General features: G+C 47.7%; 18 protein-coding genes. 1 reads left to right on the top strand and 17 read right to left on the bottom strand.

What is annotated here, in order from left to right:
- Positions 1-108 precede the first annotated feature (108 nt).
- Complete coding sequence (locus tag H7T88_RS06095) at positions 109-1386, bottom strand: S1C family serine protease (RefSeq protein WP_154890313.1); 1278 nt, start codon at positions 1384-1386, stop codon at positions 109-111.
- Between the two features lie 596 nt (positions 1387-1982).
- On the opposite strand from H7T88_RS06095, the gene H7T88_RS06100 reads away from it, so the two are divergent.
- Entirely contained in the window at positions 1983-2195 is a 213-nt protein-coding gene (locus H7T88_RS06100) for a hypothetical protein (protein ID WP_090923564.1), read from the top strand.
- On the opposite strand, the gene H7T88_RS06105 is transcribed toward H7T88_RS06100, so the two are convergent.
- The 16 genes from H7T88_RS06105 to H7T88_RS06180 all read right to left on the bottom strand — a co-directional run bounded on the left by H7T88_RS06105 (position 2164) and on the right by H7T88_RS06180 (position 20505).
- The gene (locus tag H7T88_RS06105) at positions 2164-2970 is read right to left on the bottom strand and encodes an MBL fold metallo-hydrolase (RefSeq protein ID WP_090923565.1); all 807 of its coding nucleotides are present in this window, start codon (positions 2968-2970) and stop codon (positions 2164-2166) included. The genes H7T88_RS06100 and H7T88_RS06105 overlap by 32 nt on opposite strands.
- Positions 2971-2976: 6 nt before the next feature.
- On the bottom strand, positions 2977-3720 hold the full coding sequence (gene yycI / locus H7T88_RS06110) for a two-component system regulatory protein YycI (RefSeq protein WP_090923623.1): 744 nt from the start codon (positions 3718-3720) through the stop codon (positions 2977-2979).
- A gap of 39 nt (positions 3721-3759) precedes the next feature.
- The gene (locus H7T88_RS06115) at positions 3760-5040 is read right to left on the bottom strand and encodes a YycH family regulatory protein (RefSeq protein ID WP_154889681.1); all 1281 of its coding nucleotides are present in this window, start codon (positions 5038-5040) and stop codon (positions 3760-3762) included.
- Entirely contained in the window at positions 5024-6874 is a 1851-nt protein-coding gene (gene walK, locus H7T88_RS06120) for a cell wall metabolism sensor histidine kinase WalK (RefSeq protein WP_154889679.1), read from the bottom strand. Before walK ends, H7T88_RS06115 begins: the two co-directional genes overlap by 17 nt.
- Complete coding sequence (vicR, locus tag H7T88_RS06125; RefSeq protein ID WP_221787661.1) at positions 6874-7596, bottom strand: cell wall metabolism response regulator VicR; 723 nt, start codon at positions 7594-7596, stop codon at positions 6874-6876. Before vicR ends, walK begins: the two co-directional genes overlap by 1 nt.
- A 291-nt stretch (positions 7597-7887) precedes the next feature.
- Positions 7888-9420: a LysM peptidoglycan-binding domain-containing M23 family metallopeptidase gene (locus H7T88_RS06130; RefSeq protein ID WP_221787663.1), complete on the bottom strand. Its 1533-nt coding sequence runs from the start codon at positions 9418-9420 to the stop codon at positions 7888-7890.
- Positions 9421-9887: 467 nt separating this feature from the next.
- A complete protein-coding gene (locus H7T88_RS06135; protein ID WP_221787695.1) occupies positions 9888-10646 on the bottom strand; it encodes a class I SAM-dependent methyltransferase in 759 nt (252 codons plus the stop codon).
- A 389-nt stretch (positions 10647-11035) separates the two neighbouring features.
- The gene (locus H7T88_RS06140; RefSeq protein WP_221787664.1) at positions 11036-11722 is read right to left on the bottom strand and encodes a hypothetical protein; all 687 of its coding nucleotides are present in this window, start codon (positions 11720-11722) and stop codon (positions 11036-11038) included.
- A 161-nt stretch (positions 11723-11883) separates the two neighbouring features.
- Positions 11884-13170 (bottom strand): adenylosuccinate synthase, encoded by a 1287-nt coding sequence (locus tag H7T88_RS06145; protein WP_090923571.1) that lies wholly within the window; start codon positions 13168-13170, stop codon positions 11884-11886.
- Between the two features lie 444 nt (positions 13171-13614).
- Positions 13615-14976 carry a replicative DNA helicase gene (gene dnaB / locus H7T88_RS06150; protein ID WP_090923572.1) on the bottom strand — a complete coding sequence of 454 codons (1362 nt, stop codon included), beginning with the start codon at positions 14974-14976 and terminating at the stop codon, positions 13615-13617.
- Position 14977: 1 nt separating this feature from the next.
- The gene (gene rplI / locus H7T88_RS06155; protein WP_090923573.1) at positions 14978-15421 is read right to left on the bottom strand and encodes a 50S ribosomal protein L9; all 444 of its coding nucleotides are present in this window, start codon (positions 15419-15421) and stop codon (positions 14978-14980) included.
- Positions 15418-17415, bottom strand: a complete 1998-nt coding sequence (locus H7T88_RS06160) for a DHH family phosphoesterase (RefSeq protein ID WP_090923574.1) — start codon at positions 17413-17415, stop codon at positions 15418-15420. The genes rplI and H7T88_RS06160 overlap by 4 nt, the downstream gene beginning before the upstream one ends.
- A gap of 11 nt (positions 17416-17426) precedes the next feature.
- Positions 17427-18338: a DUF2232 domain-containing protein gene (locus H7T88_RS06165; RefSeq protein WP_221787665.1), complete on the bottom strand. Its 912-nt coding sequence runs from the start codon at positions 18336-18338 to the stop codon at positions 17427-17429.
- A 5-nt stretch (positions 18339-18343) separates the two neighbouring features.
- Positions 18344-18646 carry a MazG-like family protein gene (locus tag H7T88_RS06170; RefSeq protein ID WP_090923575.1) on the bottom strand — a complete coding sequence of 101 codons (303 nt, stop codon included), beginning with the start codon at positions 18644-18646 and terminating at the stop codon, positions 18344-18346.
- A gap of 204 nt (positions 18647-18850) precedes the next feature.
- Complete coding sequence (locus tag H7T88_RS06175; RefSeq protein WP_090923576.1) at positions 18851-19276, bottom strand: CBS domain-containing protein; 426 nt, start codon at positions 19274-19276, stop codon at positions 18851-18853.
- Positions 19277-19470: 194 nt separating this feature from the next.
- The gene (locus H7T88_RS06180; protein WP_090923577.1) at positions 19471-20505 is read right to left on the bottom strand and encodes an LCP family protein; all 1035 of its coding nucleotides are present in this window, start codon (positions 20503-20505) and stop codon (positions 19471-19473) included.
- Positions 20506-20521: the final 16 nt, after the last annotated feature.

Raw genomic sequence — 20521 nt, forward strand, 5'->3', positions numbered from 1 at the left:
CCTTATCAGTATGGCCATGTTCCATGACATATGATCATTTCAGTGAAACAACCTGCAAATCATGCTCCACGGTCACAGCCCCACAAACTTCATAAAACTCAGCAAGCCTTACTCCGGCTTATCCGTCAGCTTCACAGACACTTTCTCCGCTTTGCCATCCCGATAGAACGAGACCTCTATTGAATCGCCGATCTTTTTCTTATCGTACAGGAATTTCCGCAGGTCCAGCGTGGAGGTAATTTTTTGCCCATCAAATTCCGTAATCACATCGTTCAGCTTCATGCCTGCCTCGGATGCCGGGCCGGAAGCCTCTAATACGACCACACCGCTATCCACGTGGGATGGCAGTTTGAGGTCCTTGCGCTGATCATCATCTAGTGGAGCATACGGATTACTCAGATCAACGGTGTACACGCCAAGATAAGGACGGGATACTTTGCCGTTCAGCAAAAGGGAATCCACCGTTTTCATCACTTCGTTCATCGGAATCGCGAAGCCGAGACCCTCAACGCCGGTATCCGAAATTTTCATCGTGTTGATGCCTACAACCTTGCCGTTCAGATCAACCAGTGCTCCGCCGCTGTTGCCTTCGTTAATGGCTGCATCCGTCTGAATGACGTTTTGCTCCCAGTCATATACCCCATCCTGATTAATGGATACAGGCAAAATCCGATCTGTGTAACTAACGATTCCCGAGGTCAGCGTACCCCCAAGTCCCAGCGGGTTACCGATCGCCAGCACCGTCTGGCCGCGTTGCAGCTTGCTGGAATCACCGATTTCTGCCGCCGCTCCGAGGCCTTTGTCGTCCGTTGACAGTACCGCGATGTCACTCACCCGGTCTTTACCTACCAGTTTGGCTTTATGTGTTTCCCCGTCCACCGTCACGATCTCCAGATCACTGGCACCTTCCACGACGTGGTGATTGGTCATAATGTAGGCTTTGCCATCTTCTTTTTTGAAAATAACCCCAGACCCCAGCGCGGAATCTTCCATCGACAGGCTACTGCCTGTTTTATGATTCACGATGCTGACAACAGAAGGACGTACTTCTGCCGCCGCGTTGATGATGCGGTCGTAAGGATCAGCGACCTGTGCTGTCTGTGCAGTTCCACTACCTTGACCTGCCGCATTCGCCAGAGGTAATTGCGTTGCAGGCTGGCTGATGAAGCTGAACAGCGTAACCGTCACGATGGAGCTAATCACCGAACTGATCACAGCTACCTTGACGGTAGAACTGAATTCCGAGCGTGATCTACGCGGATTGCTCCAGCGATCACGTGCGCGTTTTCCGCCTCCCGGGCGGATGATCTGAAGTTTGCCTTTCTGTTCAGGTTCGGCGCGTCTTGATACCTTGGTTGAATAAAAATCGTCTCCAAACAATCCCATCGTGATCCTCTCCCCTTCGTTGTCACGCATCAAGACCCTGACTGCCGCCCAAGTTATTGCATGGATGACCAGTGAAACTCCCTGTTTCCCCATGCCTTTTTGCTTTTTAACAAAATGGTCTTGCACATCGCTACATTCCCGAACAAGGCCAGGAACGAACGTATATATACAACAGGATGGCACTGCATCCGTGTGCTCTATCAATCATGCTCTCGCCTATTGCGAGATTTGAGATTCCATTTCATACGCAAAAACAGCCAAAATCATAATACTCCTTATATACTAAACACTTTATATCCCAAAAAGTTGCATAATTACGTAAATAAACGTAAATTTTCGCGACAACTCCCTTAACAATAAAGGTTCATACTATCTATCACCACAAAATGGGATACGCTAAGCGCTATTCTTTCGAATTCATCAAACTTTTCAATCCCAACTCATTCCAAATTCAAAGCGGTACAGCTACAGTTTCAGCATACACATCCCGCCCGGAGAATGTTAGCGGCAAAAAGAGGAATGTTTTCCACCCAGCCTGACTACAATAATAGTAAAAGAACAATTCAAAGCTTCATAGAATGAAGGAGGATTCCACAATGGAACGCACGCGAACACTCACAGCTATGGACGAAGTTCATATGGCGGCCAAGCTGGCTGATCTCAAAGAAGAACATTATCGTAACACACTCGCGCTCAGCACCATCATTGAACTGCTTATTGATAAAGGCATCCTCACCCGCGAGGAAGTGGAGCGCAAAGCCGCCGAACTAGACAGCTTTATGGCTCACCCACCCTATCCCATGGTGTAGGACGATCATAATACGTATCACAGAGCTTGAACTCATGGTCCCGATAAAAACAGCCACGGCTTTCCATCGCATCACGCACCGACATTTTAGCCAAATCCATCATATTATGATCCCGGCTGAGATGTGCCAGATACGTACGTTTGATGCGTCCGTTCATCAGTTCACTAAGCGCCGCACCTGCGGCTTCGTTCGACAAATGCCCGATATCACTCAGAATCCGGCGCTTGGTGTTCCACGGATACCGCCCCATGCGGAGCAATTCGACATCATGATTCGCCTCCAGCACGAGCACATCCGAGTCCGAGATCGCATCGCGAACCTTGTCGCTCATATAGCCGAGGTCTGTCGCAACGGACAACTTCTCGCTACCATCGTCGAATGTATAACCTACCGGTTCAGCCGCATCATGCGAAATACCGAAGGACTCTACGCGTAGCGAGCCAAAATCATGCTTTTCACCCGTTTCAAAAATCCGTCGGTTCTCCTCGGGAATCGCTCCGACCGACTTCTCCAAAGCCGCCCACGTATTTGTATTTGCATAGATCGGTAAATTATATTTCCGAGACATCGCGCCTAGTCCTTTAATATGATCCGAATGTTCATGTGTCACCAGAATGCCATCCAGTTCCGTTCCCGAAATCTCCCGTTCCAGAAATAATGCCTCCAGCCGCTTCGCGCTAAGACCCGCATCAATCATGAGCGAAGTGCCCCCATGCTGAATGACTGTGGCATTACCTGTCGAACCACTGGATAACACCGTAAAATATATCCCCATAACGCATTACTCCCCTGGTTTATCTGACTTGGGACTGAATACATCCCCACTGATGCCCTGCACGTACAACACTTCGCCACTTTCCAGCACGAACCGCCATGCCGGCATCGCTACCTGTATATCTGAATTGAACAACTGGCCGTAATAGCCCAGCTGTATGTCTTTCACAATTGCATTGTTTGGCAAAAAGTTTTCGATCAGCGTTCCCAGCGCCTTTGACGCCGGAAGCACCTGCTGATCGCTCTCCTCGGCGGTTGTAATCCGCACGGGAGTCTGATGATAACCCGTGATTTTCTGATCGCTGTAGAACAGCTCCAGACTCACGTTAAAGAGCGGCCATTTGCCGTCCACCAGCGGGTGGAGCACAAAAGCCCCATCTTCCGCCATCAGCTGATCCAGCCGGTACGTGCCGATTTGCGGAATCTCCGCCTGCAGCGCGTCCGCTAGCTCGCTTGGCGAGAAGATCAGCTTGCTGTCCACCGGCTCCTCCAGCTCCACTTCAATCCCCGACTTGTCCTCTTCGGTAAACTCATAGGACAACTTCGGCAGCTTCGGCGTTTCATTTGGAATCGGCGCCAGCACCTGGATGCCCTTCTCTTCCATCGCCTGCTGTGTATTATCTGCGAGCGAGGTGAAGTCCAGATTGGCTCCGGCCGTCTCCCGCGCATCCATCCAGATCTGATATCCCAATACCAGATTCAGCAGCAGAAATGCATATATTAATACATTTTTCGCCCGTCCCCAATCCAGATCATTCACCTCCTTATTTACATCTCCATTGAGACTAAGCTAAGACACCGTCGTCTCCTCACCGTTGCCAAAGCGGATCACCCAAACCGGGATCAGCCGCAACCCATCCTCCATCGCAGATGGACGATATGCCGGGTATACATCCACGACTTTACGGTTTTCACCCGCTACTTTGCGGATCAGATTTTTCAGTTTATCCCCGCCGGGCAACTTGATGGACTTCTTCGTCTCCGCACCTTCGTTCAAATATTCCAAAGATCGTTCATAACTAGATACCGTCTCCTGCTGCATTTCCATGTTGATCGTGCCGAAACGGAATTGCATCGAATCCAAGATTGGGTAACTGCCGTAATACTGCTGGAACTGCAACTTCGTTTTGTTGTCAGCTGATTTGAGCATCATGTGTGAGCGCCCTTTCCAGCCACCATGCTGATTGACAAAGTCAACCGCAAACAGTGCGTCCTTGGACGCATCACTCTGTCCAGCTGGCGGTGCCGCCGGGTCTGTATAGCTGATCCAGCGTTGCTCCTGCTTCACTTGCAGACTACGTTTGCTATCCGTATAAATCTCTGATCCATCTTTTTCCCGAATATTCCGGGTCATGCTTGGATCAGTGAACAGACTGCGCTGCATCTGCTCTACCGTGAACTGCCCTGTCGGCACATCTGCCTCAATCGTATCCAGTGCCTGCGTCGGAATATAATATCCGCCTTCCATTAGCGTGTACGGTGTCCAGCTCGTCCCAAAATCGACATGTTGCTGCACATCCTGCACCGTCAAGTCGGCCTGTGTGGCCTCATAGACCACATCCCCCTTGGCACTGAAAAAAAGCGCATGAGCCTTTGTCTCATCTGGAGTTGTATATATAGCGATACGGTTGATTGTCTCTCCTTGAAAAAGAGAATCTGTTCCTAAGCGCATCACTCGCTGTAACAAGGCCACTGGCATGCCTTCCTTAAACGACAACTCAAAGCCGGGACTCTCCTTACGAATCTGATCCCAATTCACCGACTGCACATTGCGACGCTGAAAATCCTCGAACGTCCGGCCTTTCAGCCTGGAATAGATCAATTGATAGAACGTGTTGCCAGGGTAAAACACCGTATGTTTATCCTGACCCAGATGAATAATCATCTGATTCGGGAAAATTAACTCCTCAATATTACGCTCTTGGCCCATATTTTCGGTCTTCACGTAGTTTGTCTCCGAGGTCACCACAGAGTCACCGCCCCCAGGAAGACGATAGATCAGGAAATAACTCTGGATCAGACTGGCTGCAACCAGTGAAGCGAGCACCAGAGATTTAATCCGTTCCTTCAAGGTGCTCACCTCCCTTATCACGCATTGGCAATGTGAACGTTACCGTTGTGCCAACGTCTACCTCAGACTCAAGAGAGATGTTTCCATCGTGAGCTTTTACAATTTCCCGGGCAATGGACAATCCAAGCCCTGTGCCCCCCATGCTGCGAGAGCGTGCTTTGTCAACGCGGTAAAAACGCTCAAATATCCGATCCAGATCACGCTGCGGAATACCCATACCTGTGTCAGATACGGAGATAGCTAACGTATGCTCATCGCTACGCCGGGCGGCGATCGTAATGGTGCCGCCCTCCAGCGTATATTTCAATGCGTTGGACACTACATTGTCCAGAACCTGGTCAATCTGATCCCGATCGAGTGGAACGGCTGGAATATCATTCTCCACAGACAGAACAGACTGAATGTCCTTCTGATGCATCTGGAAGGAGAATCGATCCGTGACTTCCTCCAGCATCTCCAAAATATCGATAGGTTGCTTGCGTAGCAACGCTTCCTTGGAATCCAGTCTGGACAGGTGCAATAGGTCCGTCACCAAACGGATCATGCGCTCGGTCTCATTCTGAATTACACCGACAAAACGTCCCGCCAGCTGCGGGTCTTCCAATGCCCCATCATCCAGCGCTTCGGCGTAACTTTTAATCGTGGTGAGCGGTGTACGCAGCTCATGCGATACATTCGCTACAAACTCACGCCTGGAGTTTTCCAGTTCTTCCTGCTCCGTTACATCCTGAAGTACCGCAATTGTGCCGGTGATCCCCAGCTCACGCCGGTGTACAGGAGTGAACGTCATGCGAATCACGACCGGCTCTTCCTGACCTGCCGGAGCAATCTGGAGCAATGTTGAGCCGGTGAAACCACTTGCCAGTGCTTCCGCGTCCTCCGGATCAATACCCAGCAGGACAGCAAAGTGCCTGCCCTCAATATCCGATGGGCGCATGCCGAGAATGTTGCTGGCACGGCGGTTGACGAGAATGACTTTTCCATGCTCATCCGTCGCAACAACACCATCACTCATATTGGTCAGGATCGAGGTCAGCTTCTCTTTCTCCTCTTCGTTCTGGGAAAGAGCATCTCGCAGCCTGCTGGTCATATAGTTAAATGCCTGGCTAAGCTGACCAATCTCATCTGTGCCAAATACCGGTGTCTGCTGATCGAAGTTCCCTTCTGCAACCGCGGTTGCCCGCCTTGTCACTTCCTTAATCGGCTGGGTAATCGTATGTGACAGAATGACACCGAGCACCGCCGTTAATACCAAGGCAATCAGAATACCGGATATGAAAATCTTGTTAATGCCTTCCATCGTCGCGTACAGCTCGTTCATCGAAGCGGCGATGTAGACTGCACCAATAATTTTGCCGCCGGTTAAAACCGGCTTGGCGACGACTTTTTTGCGGACATTATCCTCGTCTACGATATATTCCTCATTATCCCGAATGCCTTGCAATGCACGGCTGACAACGGTCTGGGTATTTTTTCGCCCAATATAATCGGAATGTGAACTTAGCGAAGTCGTAAGCACCTTGCCGCTGGCATCCAGCACCTGAATCTCGGCACCGTTGATGTTGAACAGATTGTTTACCAGGACACGCAGGTTCTCCGTTTTGTCCTCTCCACCCTCCGCTTCTCCACCAGCCATCGTCTGACCGACTAACACCGACAGCATCTCTGCCCGTGCCTGCAAATCTTCTGTAAAGTTGCTAGTGAGCGAGTTCTTCATCGCACTTACAAAATAAACCCCGATCAATTGCATCGCAATTAGAATCAGCAGCACATATATAATAATTAATTTCGCCTGAATCGTTCGAAAGAACGAAAATTGCGAGAATCGGCCCATTATATCCCCACGCTTTTGGCACTGCGCACGAGATAACCAAGCCCCCGGCGAGTCAGAATCGTTTCCGGCTTGCTCGGATTTTCTTCAATCTTCTCCCGTAGCCTGCGAATCGTCACATCCACTGTACGCACATCTCCAAAATATTCGTATCCCCATACAGCTTGCAACAGATGCTCTCGTGTCATGACTTTGCCTGAATGCTTGGCCATATAATAGAGTAGCTCATATTCCCGATGCGTCAGATCAAGCGGTTCTCCGCCCTTGTATGCCGTATACATGTCCATATCAAAAGCCAGATCAAAGAGCCGCAATATCTGCTTTCCTTCTTCCTCCGGCGCTTCTACAATCGCTGCAGGTTTCTGTTGTCTGCGCATCTGAGCCTTGACCCGTGCGAGCAACTCCCGTGTGCTAAAAGGTTTGGTTACATAATCATCTGCGCCTAGTTCCAGACCGAGCACTTTGTCGATCTCCCCGTCTTTGGCTGTCAGCATAATAATCGGAACCTCCAGATGAGCGCGCACCTCGCGGCACACATCCATCCCGTCCTTGCCCGGAAGCATCAGATCCAGAAGCATCAGATCCGGTTTCTCGGATAACGCCAGTTCGACCGCACGAATACCATCAAACGCACAGATGACCTCGTATCCCTCTTTTTCCAAATTAAACTTCAGAATATCTGCGATGGGCTGCTCGTCGTCCACCACCAAAATCTTTCCCTGCATCGGCTGAATTCACCCCTATATCCTGCTTAATCCGCCACTGGCGCTGTCTCTCTAATCTATTGTATTGCTTATAGTCCATATCATGTTGTGTGTTGAATATAGTCAACGACTTATACTCTCTAGTTTAACATACCTGAGGCACCGTCACATCCCGAACCCCCTCTTGGAAGCCGTTTCCTGTGAAAATATTTCACACCAAAAAAACAAGGCCAGCTTTACAGCGGGCCTTGTTCTCATCTCAGCATCGTGAAGCGACACCTTGTGTACTATACTCAATATCGTGATATATCCTTAATTCAGATAAGTCATCGGATTTTCTGCTGTACCATTTTTCAAAATCTCAAAATGCAGATGTGTTCCTGTGGAACGTCCGGTATTGCCCATCACGCCGATACTGTCGCCCTTTTCCACCACTTGGCCAACATCAACACTGATGCTATTCAAGTGACCGTAAAGTGTTTCATATCCGTTGCGATGGTTAATAATGATGACATTCCCATAACCGCTCTTTTGGCCTGCAAAAGTAACTACACCTTCATCTGCAGATTTCACATCGCGATTACCGACCAGATCGACACCTTTGTGCTGACGCCCCCAACGTTGACCGAAGCTGCTGCTCATCGTCGCATTGGATACAGGCCATGCAAACTGTCCTGTGCCTTCGCCAACCACTTTAGTTCCGCTCAGCACTACCTCAGTCACCGCAGTTTTGAGAACTTCCTGACCCAGCCATTCTTCGCGAACGACTTCGCCGTTTTCTTTGGTGATGCGATACTGCATATTTTTTAGCCCGCTTTGGCCTGGACGAACCACTTTCGTCGTACCTGCCTTCAGCTCAGCACTTTTGCGCACCTCAACCTGTGGTTTCACTTCAATCTGTTCTACCACTTGCTCCACCGATTTAACCGTGATTGCCGGCTTTGGTACGGTCAGAGTCAACTCCTGTCCAATCTGGAGGGATGTCTCCTTGATACCCGGGTTATGTTTGCGAATCTCGCTTTGTGTAATCTCATATTTGGCTGCGATCGAAGAGATCGTATCCCCTTCTCGCACTACATAGGTTACAGGCGCGTCTTTACCAACGGTTAAAGCTTTAACCGCCTCGGACTCATCCAATATTTTATTCGGGTCCGCCTTCACCGTATCCGTTGTCACTTCTTCTTTGATGTCTACGGATTTTAACGTTGTACTTGGCCCGTTATCTTTTTTAGAAGAATTCGCCGATACCGACTTGGTTTTCAGTGAGCTTCGCACAGCCGATGCCGGTATGTATTTGCTCTGTACTTGTTGCAGGATCTTGTCTGCCGTTTCCTGATCCTTCACAATGCCGACGACTTCACCGTTCACTTTAAGCTCCACGCCTTTGGCATAAGCCGTTAACATGTTGCCCAGTTTGTCCAGCGTTTGCTCGCTGTTCACTTCGGGTTTATATGCCCTTACCGTTTCCGTTGTAATTCCGTCTGTGTTCAGCACCATCTCTGCATCCGGATACTTCTCCCGGTATTCTTCGGTTTTTTTCGCAAACAACTGCTGCAGTTGTGCCTCGTTGGCAATGGTTCCAACTTCAGTGCCTTTGACTATAACCTTATAATAAGGAACCGTATTGGAAGCCACATATTGCTTAACTCCGAATCCAACCGATGCTGCAATCAGAATGCCACAAGTTGCGGTAATGATCCATTTGCGCGATGACAAAATTCTTTTCTTATTTGAACTGAAGTTGGACATGCTCATGCTGTTTTTGTCTTCGGCCGTCCGGTGTTCTCCGGATTGTTCGTGTACCCGGTGTTGATCCGGTTGGCGTTTGCCTCTGAAACCTTTCATGATTCTCTCCTTTTCAGCACTTCTTAATCCGCATTTGAATCGGACTTCACTCATGGTGAGTCTTATGCAAGTAAGTTCATTGTTATGATTATTTAAAAAAGCAGGACTTTAGCTGTGCTCTTAAAAGTGTCAAAATTTTAACCTTTTATCACACCCGTATACTTTAACACAGGTTTTACAGTCATTTCAACTCTTATCCTCACAAGAAAAATCCGCGTCCTATCTGGTTTCCCTGATATATCCATAGGTTAGAGCGTCTGTTCCATCACCCATTATGCCTCAACTCCAGTTATACTATGTACTTTTTATCTCAATCTAAGACTAGGTTCTAAGACCTACTGAATTTCATTCAATTTTTCATGTAAATACAAAAAATCCCCCATCAGAATACCTCTGATGAAGGATTAAAATCGGCTTGTTCTATTCTTAGTCTGGCAGGCTCATCACGCTTAAAGCAAGATTCATTTTCACTTATTCTTGGTTGCACCTATAATAAACCGCTTTTGTTGCACTTCCCAGAATCCATGCCGCTCCATCTCCAGATGAATCTCCCATAATGGTTCACGGAATCGTTCTACTGTAAAATCAGGTACTTGCCACGGGATGGTGTTTAGATAATAAACCAGAGCCCCGATATCATAGAAACGCTGTACAGGCGTAGCTTCACGCTGATTCCAGATGTGAAAACCGTTTCTCACCATCTGATCTACGGCGAAATCGAGCTCCCATCCAGCATAATCAGATGGCATTGGGATGCCTAATCGATCATTGATCTCACGGCAATCCGACCAACCTACCTGCTGAGTCAGAAACACTCCACCTTCTGAAAGCAAGCGCCAGACTTCCCGTGGATTATACGATTCATGCCGATTGAGAATTAGATCAAATTCCCCATCTGCAAAAGGAAGCTGAGAATCATCCGTTACAGGATACACATTTACGCCTAACGGGCTAAGACGATCCTTCGCAATCGCTATATTTGGAGCGTATCCTTCCGTTGCACAAGTGTATGGCGGTAACGGATGCAGGCTCGACAGCAGCTCACCACCACCTGTGCCCATATCCAGCATTCGCTTCGCATCCTTCATACAACTCCGTGCCATCTCGTCGTAAGACCAGGACAACACACCACTCTGCATCCGCCCACTATCCGTAATATATCCAAAATCCCAACCATGGAAGGGCTGCTCTGCTTCCTTTAATCCTTGCTCAAATCGTTCCTTCATTGCAGCAAGTTGTTCAGCCGGCATCATTGATGATGTATTTATCGTATTTTTAGAACCTGCATTATTCGATGTCTTCATAGTTATTAGGCCTCCAATAGTCCATTTCATGCTTTTCTCCGGTATCGGTACAACGTACCTCTGGTACAAAGGCATGAACGGAGGGCCACGACTCCTTGGCCTGAGAGCCGGTGTTAAGGAGAGGTTCTGTTGTTATATATCGTGTTCTTTACGGTTCATTCTCATATACTCTTCCTCCTGGGTACGTTCTCTACTATTTCATGCAATTATATGGGGAAAGAATCATGGATTTCAACATGAATGTAACATTTCCCCAGTTTAACTGGTTATTAGTTGGAGGATACGGGGCTAAGAAGGTACCGCGACCCTTTTTATTCCGCTTGCAGTACTTGCATCAAATCATCGTATTCTTCACTCGTGAGATACTTCGAGATCACCTGTTCAATCTCTCGCAGTTCCTGCTCGGTCAGTCCACCCTCCATCGCTCCTGAGATCTGTTGCATTTCCTTTTGGGGTAACTTGTTCATCAGCAGAGTGAAAATACGTTCTTTTTCCTCCGTTGGCAGTTTGTTTTTGGCGCCTGTAATATCATCCGGTGTAACAACGATTGCATCATTGCCCTTTGCATGGTTACTGTTCGCTTCTTGACCACTCGACGTGTCACGTTCAGCCGCTGTTCCGTTGCCATCTACTGTTCCATTTCCAGAATCCCCGCTTGCTCCTGCTCCGCCCGTTTCATCGTTGCTGGAGGTTCCGGAGTTCGTCGTTCCGTTGCCCATCACCGAAATTGAATTCTCCGGAGCCTTTTCCTCTTTCGTTCCCGCTCGCTGATCCGTAGACGGATCCTCTGACTTTTCTCCCTCACTAGACTGCTTGTCTCCCAAGGCCCCTTGGAACATGCCCATCAGACCCATGGGCTGACCTTCCCACTGTATATTAAAACTGGCTAGCAATGACTTGGCATACGATTGCACGATTAAACCTGTCGTAAGCAACGTCAGTGAACTGACCAGCAACACGATAAGCACCATTTTGACAAACCACATCAGCAACTTCATCTCTGTTTTTCTCCCTCCATATACATTTCATTCGTTCAACGTATATCCTGTTATCCAGTATTGACGGAAATCTCGGGATTATATCCGAAACAGACACAAAAAACCTCCAGTCGCCGCTGAGTAGCAACAACTGGAGGTAGATCTATCATTCATATATCATGTTATACGTAGATTGGCAGAACCTGATTTGTCTGCTCACGGTTACGACCTACAGAGAAGATCGCGATCGGAATACCTGTCAGTTCAGATACACGCTTCACGTAGTTCTGTGTGTTCACCGGAAGATCTTCCAGCTTCTTCGCTCCTGTAATGTCCTCACTCCAACCTGGCATTTCTTCGTATACCGCTTCACATTCAGCCAGCATTTTGAGGCTTGCCGGGTAGTGAGTGATTACTTCACCACGGAATTTATAACCTGTGCAGATTTTTACGGTATCCAGACCTGTCATAACGTCCAAAGAGTTCAATGACAGCCCTGTGATGCCACTTACACGACGAGCGTGACGAACAACCACACTGTCAAACCAGCCCACACGGCGCGGGCGCCCGGTTACTGTTCCGTACTCATGACCTGTCTCACGGATCTGGTCGCCAATCGCATCATGCAATTCGGTAGGGAATGGGCCGTCACCTACACGAGTTGTGTATGCTTTCGCTACGCCAATAACTTGCTGAATGCGTGCTGGACCAACACCTGAACCGATACATACGCCGCCTGCAGACGGATTGGAAGAAGTCACATATGGATACGTACCTTGGTCAAGGTCCAGCATCACACCTTGTGCGCCTTCAAACAGTACTTTTTTATTCTCATCAATGGAATCATTCAGCACAACCGATGTATCCTTTACATAAGGACGAAGAATTTCTGCATAACCAAGGTAATCCTTCAGAATCTCTTCTACATCAACCGGAGTACCGTTGTAAACTTGCTCGATAACACGATTTTTCTCTTTAACCAGATGACGCAATTTCAATTCGAAATCTTCTGCATCCAGCAGATCCACCATGCGGATACCGATCCGGGCAGATTTGTCCATGTAACAAGGGCCGATCCCTTTGCCGGTTGTACCGATTTTGTTCGGGCCTTTACTCTCTTCCTCCAGTGCATCCAGAACCATATGATAAGGCAGGATGATATGTGCACGCTCACTGATGGACAGGTTTTTCGTTGTAAATCCGTTATCATGAATATAATTAATTTCTTCGATAAGTGCCTTCGGGTTGATAACCATACCGTTACCAATCACACAAGCTTTGTCTGTGTAAAAGATACCCGATGGAATCATCGTCAATTTATATTTTTTGTTGTCGATCAGGATCGTATGGCCAGCATTGTTACCTCCTTGGTAACGAGCCACCACGTCAGCGCTCTCCGCCAAATAATCCGTGATTTTACCTTTTCCTTCGTCTCCCCATTGCGTTCCCACTACAACTACCGTTGACATAGTTAACATACCTCCGTGGGTGCCTTGCGCACCTTTGTATTGGTCTGTCCGTCCTCTATCCCGGCAGGCATGTTACGCAATAAACCGACTGAGAAGCGTGCTAACGGACAGTAAAAATGTCCTTCCGTTACATTCAAGGGAAGGTTTGCGCTGCTTTAACGCAGCAATATTAGTGTACCAGTCCCCTTTTTCAAAGTCAAATGAAATGGCGAACAATTATATATGCCAGTTGCTTAATGTTCGGAATTATGACCGAATTTCACAGTAAAAAACCGGTGATCCCAGTCTTGTTACCTTGACTGCATTTTCACCGGTACTTTTATATTTGCAATGGATTGACGCTACATATGGTATAGATCCTGATATCTGACCAAGCTAATCTCCTATTACTGGTTGTATCGGATAGCCTGTGTACCCCTGCTTAGAGTAATCGCAGTCTATCCGCTACATCGCGAAGGCATCATTATGTGCCCTCTCGTAATTGACGAATTTATTAAAGTTTTTCAAGAAGACTAATTCTACGGTTCCTACCGGACCATTACGCTGTTTAGCAATAATGATCTCAATAATATTTTTCTTCTCGGTTTCCTGGTTGTAGTAGTCATCCCGGTACAGGAAGGCTACGATATCAGCATCTTGCTCGATCGAACCGGATTCCCGCAAGTCACTCATCATCGGACGTTTATCCTGCCGTTGCTCTACACCCCGGCTAAGCTGAGACAAGGCGATAACCGGAACTTCCAGTTCCCGGCCAATCTGTTTCAGCGTACGTGAAATCTCGGATACCTCTTGTTGACGGTTCTCCCCGGCTTTACCACGTCCACTAATCAATTGAAGGTAGTCGATCAGAATCATACCGAGACCCTTCTCTTTTTTCAGACGACGGCATTTCGCACGAATATCAGCTACCGTAATCCCTGGCGTATCGTCGATGTAGATGTTGGCTTCGTTGAGAGCAGCAATCCCCATGGTCAGCTTCTGCCAGTCTTCATCGCCTTTGAATTCCCCTGTACGAAGAACTCCCGCATCCAGATTGGCCTCGGCGCAGATCATCCGTTGTACGAGCTGTGCCGCGGACATCTCCAGACTGAAGATGGCTACCGTTTCTTGTGCCCTGATGCCTACGTTCTGAGCGATATTCAAAGCAAAGGCGGTCTTACCTACAGATGGACGCGCCGCTACAATAATCAAGTCGCTACGCTGGAATCCAGCGGTCATCTTGTCCAAATCGATGAAGCCGGAAGGGATTCCTGTTGTCGTTCCCCGGTTCTGATGCAACGTTTCGACCTTGTCGAACACTTCCATGAGAACATCCTGGATGGCGATAAAACCACTACTGGAGCGTCTGTTGGAAATCTCCAAGATGCGGCGCTCCGCTTCCCCGAGCATACCTGCAACATCTTCTCCACCTGTGTAGCCTTCACTTACAATCTGCGTAGCTGTGCGAATCAGACGACGAAGCATCGATTTCTCTTCGATAATCTGCGCATAATAATCAACGTTGGCCGCTGTTGGCACACCGTGAGCAAGCTTGGCAAGGTAGCTAACGCCACCGATGTCCTCCAGCTCACCTTTATCCTTCAGACGCGAAGTCAGCGTAACAAGGTCAATCGGTTGATTTTCCTCACCTAGCTGGATCATCGCTTCATATATCAATTGATGGGGCTTATCGTAGAAATCCTCGGTTTGCACCCGTTCCATCGCTGTAATCAGAGCTTCGCCCTGCAACAGGATTGCACCCAGCACAGCCTGTTCGGCCTCTAGGTTCTGCGGGGGGACCCGGTCGAATAACATTTCGCCGCCCATCTTACTCCTCCGTTACCTGTACCTTCAAGGTTGCCTTCACCTCAGGGTGAACCTTGACGATCACTTGCGTTACACCGAGCGTACGGATCGGATCATCCAGCTCAATTTTGCGCTTATCTATTTTCAGGCCCTTTTTTGACAAAGCTTCCGCGATCTGTTTGCTCGTAATGGCACCGAACAGACGGCCGCCCTCACCCGCTTTTGCCTTGAGTTCCGTTACTTCTGCCTCCAGCTTTTTCGCAAGTGCTTCAGCTTCCGCTTTCTCTTCCTGCTTAAGTCTTTCTTCCGCTGCCTTCTGATTGTCCAGAGTCTTCATGTTACCCTCCGTTGCCGGACGAACAATTCCCCGTGGCAACAGGAAGTTCTGTGCATAACCCTCAGATACTTCCTTCACTTGCCCCTTCTTGCCTTGACCCTTCATATCTTTTATAAAAATGACTTTCATTCGAATAACCCCTCTTCCTTTTCGATTTCAGCCAGGACGTTCATCAGCCGTTTCTCCGCTTCTCCCAGCGTTCCTTCAAGCTGCACTGCAGCATTGGTTAAGTGACCGCCGCCACCTAATCGTTCCATAACGACCTGAACATTCATGCGACCCAGTGATCTTGCACTGATGCCAATTAATCCATCCGTTCGCTCACTGATGACAAATGAAGCGACCACGTCGGTCATGTTCAGCAATGTGTCCGCCACCTGGGCGATCATCATCTGTGAGATCTTGTTGCCAGGGCCAGTGACCGCCAGCGCAATGTTCCCATATACCATTTTAGCATGCTTTATGATTTCTGCCTTAGCAATATATTCTGACAGATCCTCTTTCATCAGCTTCTGGACCATAATGGTATCTGCACCACTACGACGAAGGAAGCCCGCTGCTTCAAACGTTCTGGAGCCGGTATGCAGTGCAAAATGCTTCGTATCCAGCGTGATGCCGGCAAGTAGGGCCGTTGCTTCAAGTGGAGTGAACTGTACCTTTTCGTGAATATATTGCAGAAGCTCCGTAACAAGTTCAGCGGCAGACGAAGCGTACGGTTCCAGATAGATCAGTACTGCATCATTAATAAATTCCTCACCCCGGCGATGGTGATCCACGACCACCACACGCGTTGCAGATTGCACCAGTTTAGGTTCCATCGTCATTGAAGCCTTGTGGGTATCCACAACAACCAGCAGTGTGTGCTCTGTCATCAGCTGCGTCGCTTGCTCCGGTGATATCAAAGCTTTGGACAACTTCTCGTCCTTGTTGACCTGTTCCATCAGCCGTTCAATAGAAGGATTCATACCGTCCAGCACAATACGAGCCTCAACGTTGTACAGACTCGCTGCCTTCCATACCCCAATGGATGCACCGATGGCATCCATATCCGGCATTTTATGACCCATAACGATTACACGGTCACTTTCCTGCATCAAGTCCCGCAAGGCGTGAGCAATAACCCGCGCTCTGACGCGTGTGCGCTTCTCCACTGCATTGGACTTACCACCGTAAAACGATAAACGCTGACCCGACTTCACAGCCGCTTGATCTCCGCCTCGTCCAAGTGCCATATCCAGACTGGATTGTGCCAGTTCTCCCATCTCGCTGATGCTGTCTGAACCCGATGCAAGGCCAACGCTTAGCGTCATCGGCACTTTCAGATCGGCTGTCATCTCCCGAACTTCATCCAGAATAACAAACCGGCTCTGTTCAAGCTCCTGCAGAGACTTATGATTCAGCATCATCAAGTAACGATCCGACGAAAGACGACGGAGATACACGCCATATTGCTTTGCCCAGGCTGTAATCTCACTGGCAACTCGTGCGATCAGCGCTGTACGTTGTTGGTCATCCATGCCTTGAGCAGCCTCATCCAGATTGTCCAGAACAAGAATGCCCAGCGCAATACGTTCGTTCTCATATTTATCCCGCAATATAGCTAACTCGGTGATCTCGTACACATATACGTACCGCTCCTGCGGGTTGTGAATTACACCGTAATAGCGATCATCCAGTTGGAATTCATCATGGAATTCCTTGGGGGAAGGTTCTTTCGATCCATCCTTATCCTTCTTCTCCTTCGGCTGGGGAAGATGTGGGAACAAGTTAAGCAGTGAGCTGCCGACGACCGTCTTCTCATGGAACATATCTGCAACGAAGCGGTTGTGCCACTCTATCGTACGATCCTCGCTATACAGCACAATTCCGAAGGGAAGCATGCTAACCGCCTCACCCTCCATACGTTTAATACGAATGGTAAGGCCATTAATATAGTCATTAAGCTCGCGGCGGAATGCGAGTTCCGCCTTGATCATGACGATTCCCAGCGCCGAAGCCAGTATCAGACTAATCAAACCAAGCGTCCAGTTATAGATAGTAACTAACATCACTAGTAGCAACAGCAGTATGAACGCCCATACGGTATAATAGCCGTGCCAGCGTTTCTTTAGAAATTTAGGCATGACTCATCACCCTATCGTTTTGATTTCGATATTGCCTCACGGATCGGGAACGCCAGATCAATAATTCCGACAATGCGAAGCGGACCAATGAAAAACACTGCCGCTCCCAATAAAAATGGGATAATCGGATTCCATTTTCTTGTATATGAGAGGAAAAAGAAGAAACCGATGGCTTGAATCATGAAACCAAGATTAATTAATGGTGACAAGTTCATCGCAATCATCTTCCAATATGATCCGTCGTTTTGTCTGGATACTACCTCAATAATCAACGCGAGGAAGTAATACCAGATCAATGCACGTGGCATACGCCATTCTCTTGCAGGTGGAAGTTTGGATACGTTCAAGCCCATAACACTCAGAATCGGACGAGCAATGATATGTGTAATGAATGCCATGACCATCGACGTAACGACCAGGGCAAAAGGAATCATTAACTGTGTTTGTTTCGCGATATCTTCAGTCATTTCAGGTGTCCAAACGAAACCATTGATCATCTGATTCGAAGAATTCGTGAGTGGCTCAATCGTTAATTGCACCACATCTCTGATATAACTGGACAGATCAAATTGGAAAATGAGACTGCCCACCAATAGTAACAACAAATATTCCGCCAGCATCGTTCCGGCACCTGTCATTAGAGCAAACAAGGCCGATTTTTGTTTCTTATACGCGTGACCCATAGCGATGGCTGGCAAAATCAAGATCACCATGAACAACAGATAAATCGGATGGACCATAACCAAAATAATAGCAACCGGCACTAGATGCAAAATAAAGGATTTTACAGATAGTGAGGCATACAAAATAACTCCCGGAATCATCATAAAAAATATAGAGAGCACCGATAAAGGAGTTAGTAGCGAAAGCAGCAAAAGTAAAAGCACTGTACTCCAGACAGCTGATTTAAAGCTAAATTTCAACAAATTCACCTCTTACGCATATGATCTTCTAGCGCGGAAATATCCTGGTACCAGTCTTCCAGCTGGTGACCTTCCTGTTTATGCTTTTTTAATTTCTCTACAAGCAGAGCATCGAGATCCTTAAATGGAATACCGAGCCGACGGCCCAATATGTAACTGCTCATCATTAAACTGGCAAGACTATCTCCGATTCGAATCGTGCTGCCTTCCCACAATGCTTTGAATAATCGGGATACTTGATCAAGTACTTCGGTTTTCAGCCATTCAATCACTTTAGCACGCTTGGCTACATCCAGTTCTTTAGGCATTTGGCGAAAGTCACTCTCCCCCGAAAAAGCTTTATTCTCGATTATAGCATAAAAAAGGGACCTGCAAAATTACCCCCAAAAGCGGAGAAATTCTCCGAAACTCCATGACAGGTGCGATGCCGAGCCCCGTTTGTCTTATCATATATATTCGTAATAATCGCTTTGATTATCCCTGCAAGCCCGCCATTTCTGAAAAGTAATCAACTATTTAGCTTTCATGGACTCCTTGGCCACAATTCCTTCACAGTATTCAATGATCTGACTGCGTCTCACAATGCCGATAAAACGTTCCATATCATCCACGACCGGGACAAAGTTCTGCACCTTGGCTAGATTAATTAAATCCTCCATATTGGCATCAATGGATACCGGCTTGATATCAAGTCTCAACGGAACGTCCTTGAGAAGAAATTTTGAAGCGTTTTCAAATGATATCTTCCCCTCGGCATTTTTCATATACCACAACAGATCGCCTTCCGTAACCGTACCAATATATTTGCCTTCCTTATTCAAAATAGGCACTGCTGTAAACCGATGATATTCCATCCGTTCCAGCGTTTGCCGCAGTGTAGAGTCTGACGTGACACATGTAACCTCTTGTTTGGGCAGCAAAAAAAACGCGATGTTCATACCCTCATATATCCTCCTTGTCTATTTCTCGTTCAACTAGATCGCTCAACTTATATTATACGTTATAGAACGAAGGATGTTCCAAAAGGATGAAGTTCTTACACGATGAAAAGCCTCACACAAAGAAAAAAACAGCAGCCCGCTTAAACGTACTGCTGATTGTTGTGTAAGACAAACCATCTGTATGGAGTTAACTATTCAATCTTCTGCCGGTCAGGAATCATGACTTCACCGGCTGGGGTCGATTGATCCATCCAGTTTTTAATCAGCTCTTTAGCATATTGAACATCTTTCTCATCGGCACGCCCATAATAAATGCCGTTTTTACGCATACCTTCGCTCAAAATCGTAAAGCTGGAAACCTGTGGTTTTTCCTGTGTCAGAACTTGTTTCGCCAGATCAATGATAAAGTTCGGCTGCATGTCGGTCTGAAAATTATCCCCCATGATCTGGAATAACTCAGGGATCTTCGCGATCTGATTCAGATTTAACATTTTGTCTGCAAAAGCATTCAGGAAAATTTGCTGCCGATTCGTACGGTTAAAGTCACTGTCTTCCCGATATCTCACGTAATAGAGTGCTTCCTGTCCGTCATAGATCGGTTTGCCGCCTTTTACCGTGAACTTTTCATGGTTTGGATCTTTGTTCACGATATCCTTATCAATTGGCAGTGATATGCCTCCGAGGGCGTCAACCACCTTTTTGATCCCCTGAAAGTTAATCGTTGCGTAATAACCTACGTCTGCATCAAGAAACTTTTCCACCGTATTGATGGACATATTCTCCCCGCCGAAGGCGTAAGCATGCGCGATTTTGTCATAATCATCCGTCCCGTCCTTGTCCGCATCTCTTCCTACGATCTGCACATACGTGTCACGCGGAATAGATACCAGAAGCACCCGAGATTCCTTCGGACGTACCACAGCATAGATGACTGCATCCGAACGTCCGCGTGACTTCTCGTAGTCTCGTTTATCGGAGCCCAGGAGCAACACAGAAAATGGTTCTTTACGATATACCGTTGGATCAGGCGTTTTATTACCTTCCTGCGGCACGTAAGATTGCGTTAGCTGCGCTTCTACTGTATCCGCCAGAAACAGGTCAAAAGCGGCCACAGCGAGCTGCTGACGGAAAACATAACCGCCAATGATCAGAACGACTAGGGAGATAAGTGTTATATAGAGGCCTTTGCGACTTTTTTTCTTCTTTTCTTTAGTTCTGCTTTTCATCCGTCGATTCCTTCTT

The organism is Paenibacillus cucumis (ex Kampfer et al. 2016), assembly GCF_019748695.1.
In the GTDB taxonomy this organism is placed as follows: Bacteria; Bacillota; Bacilli; order Paenibacillales; family Paenibacillaceae; genus Paenibacillus; species Paenibacillus polysaccharolyticus.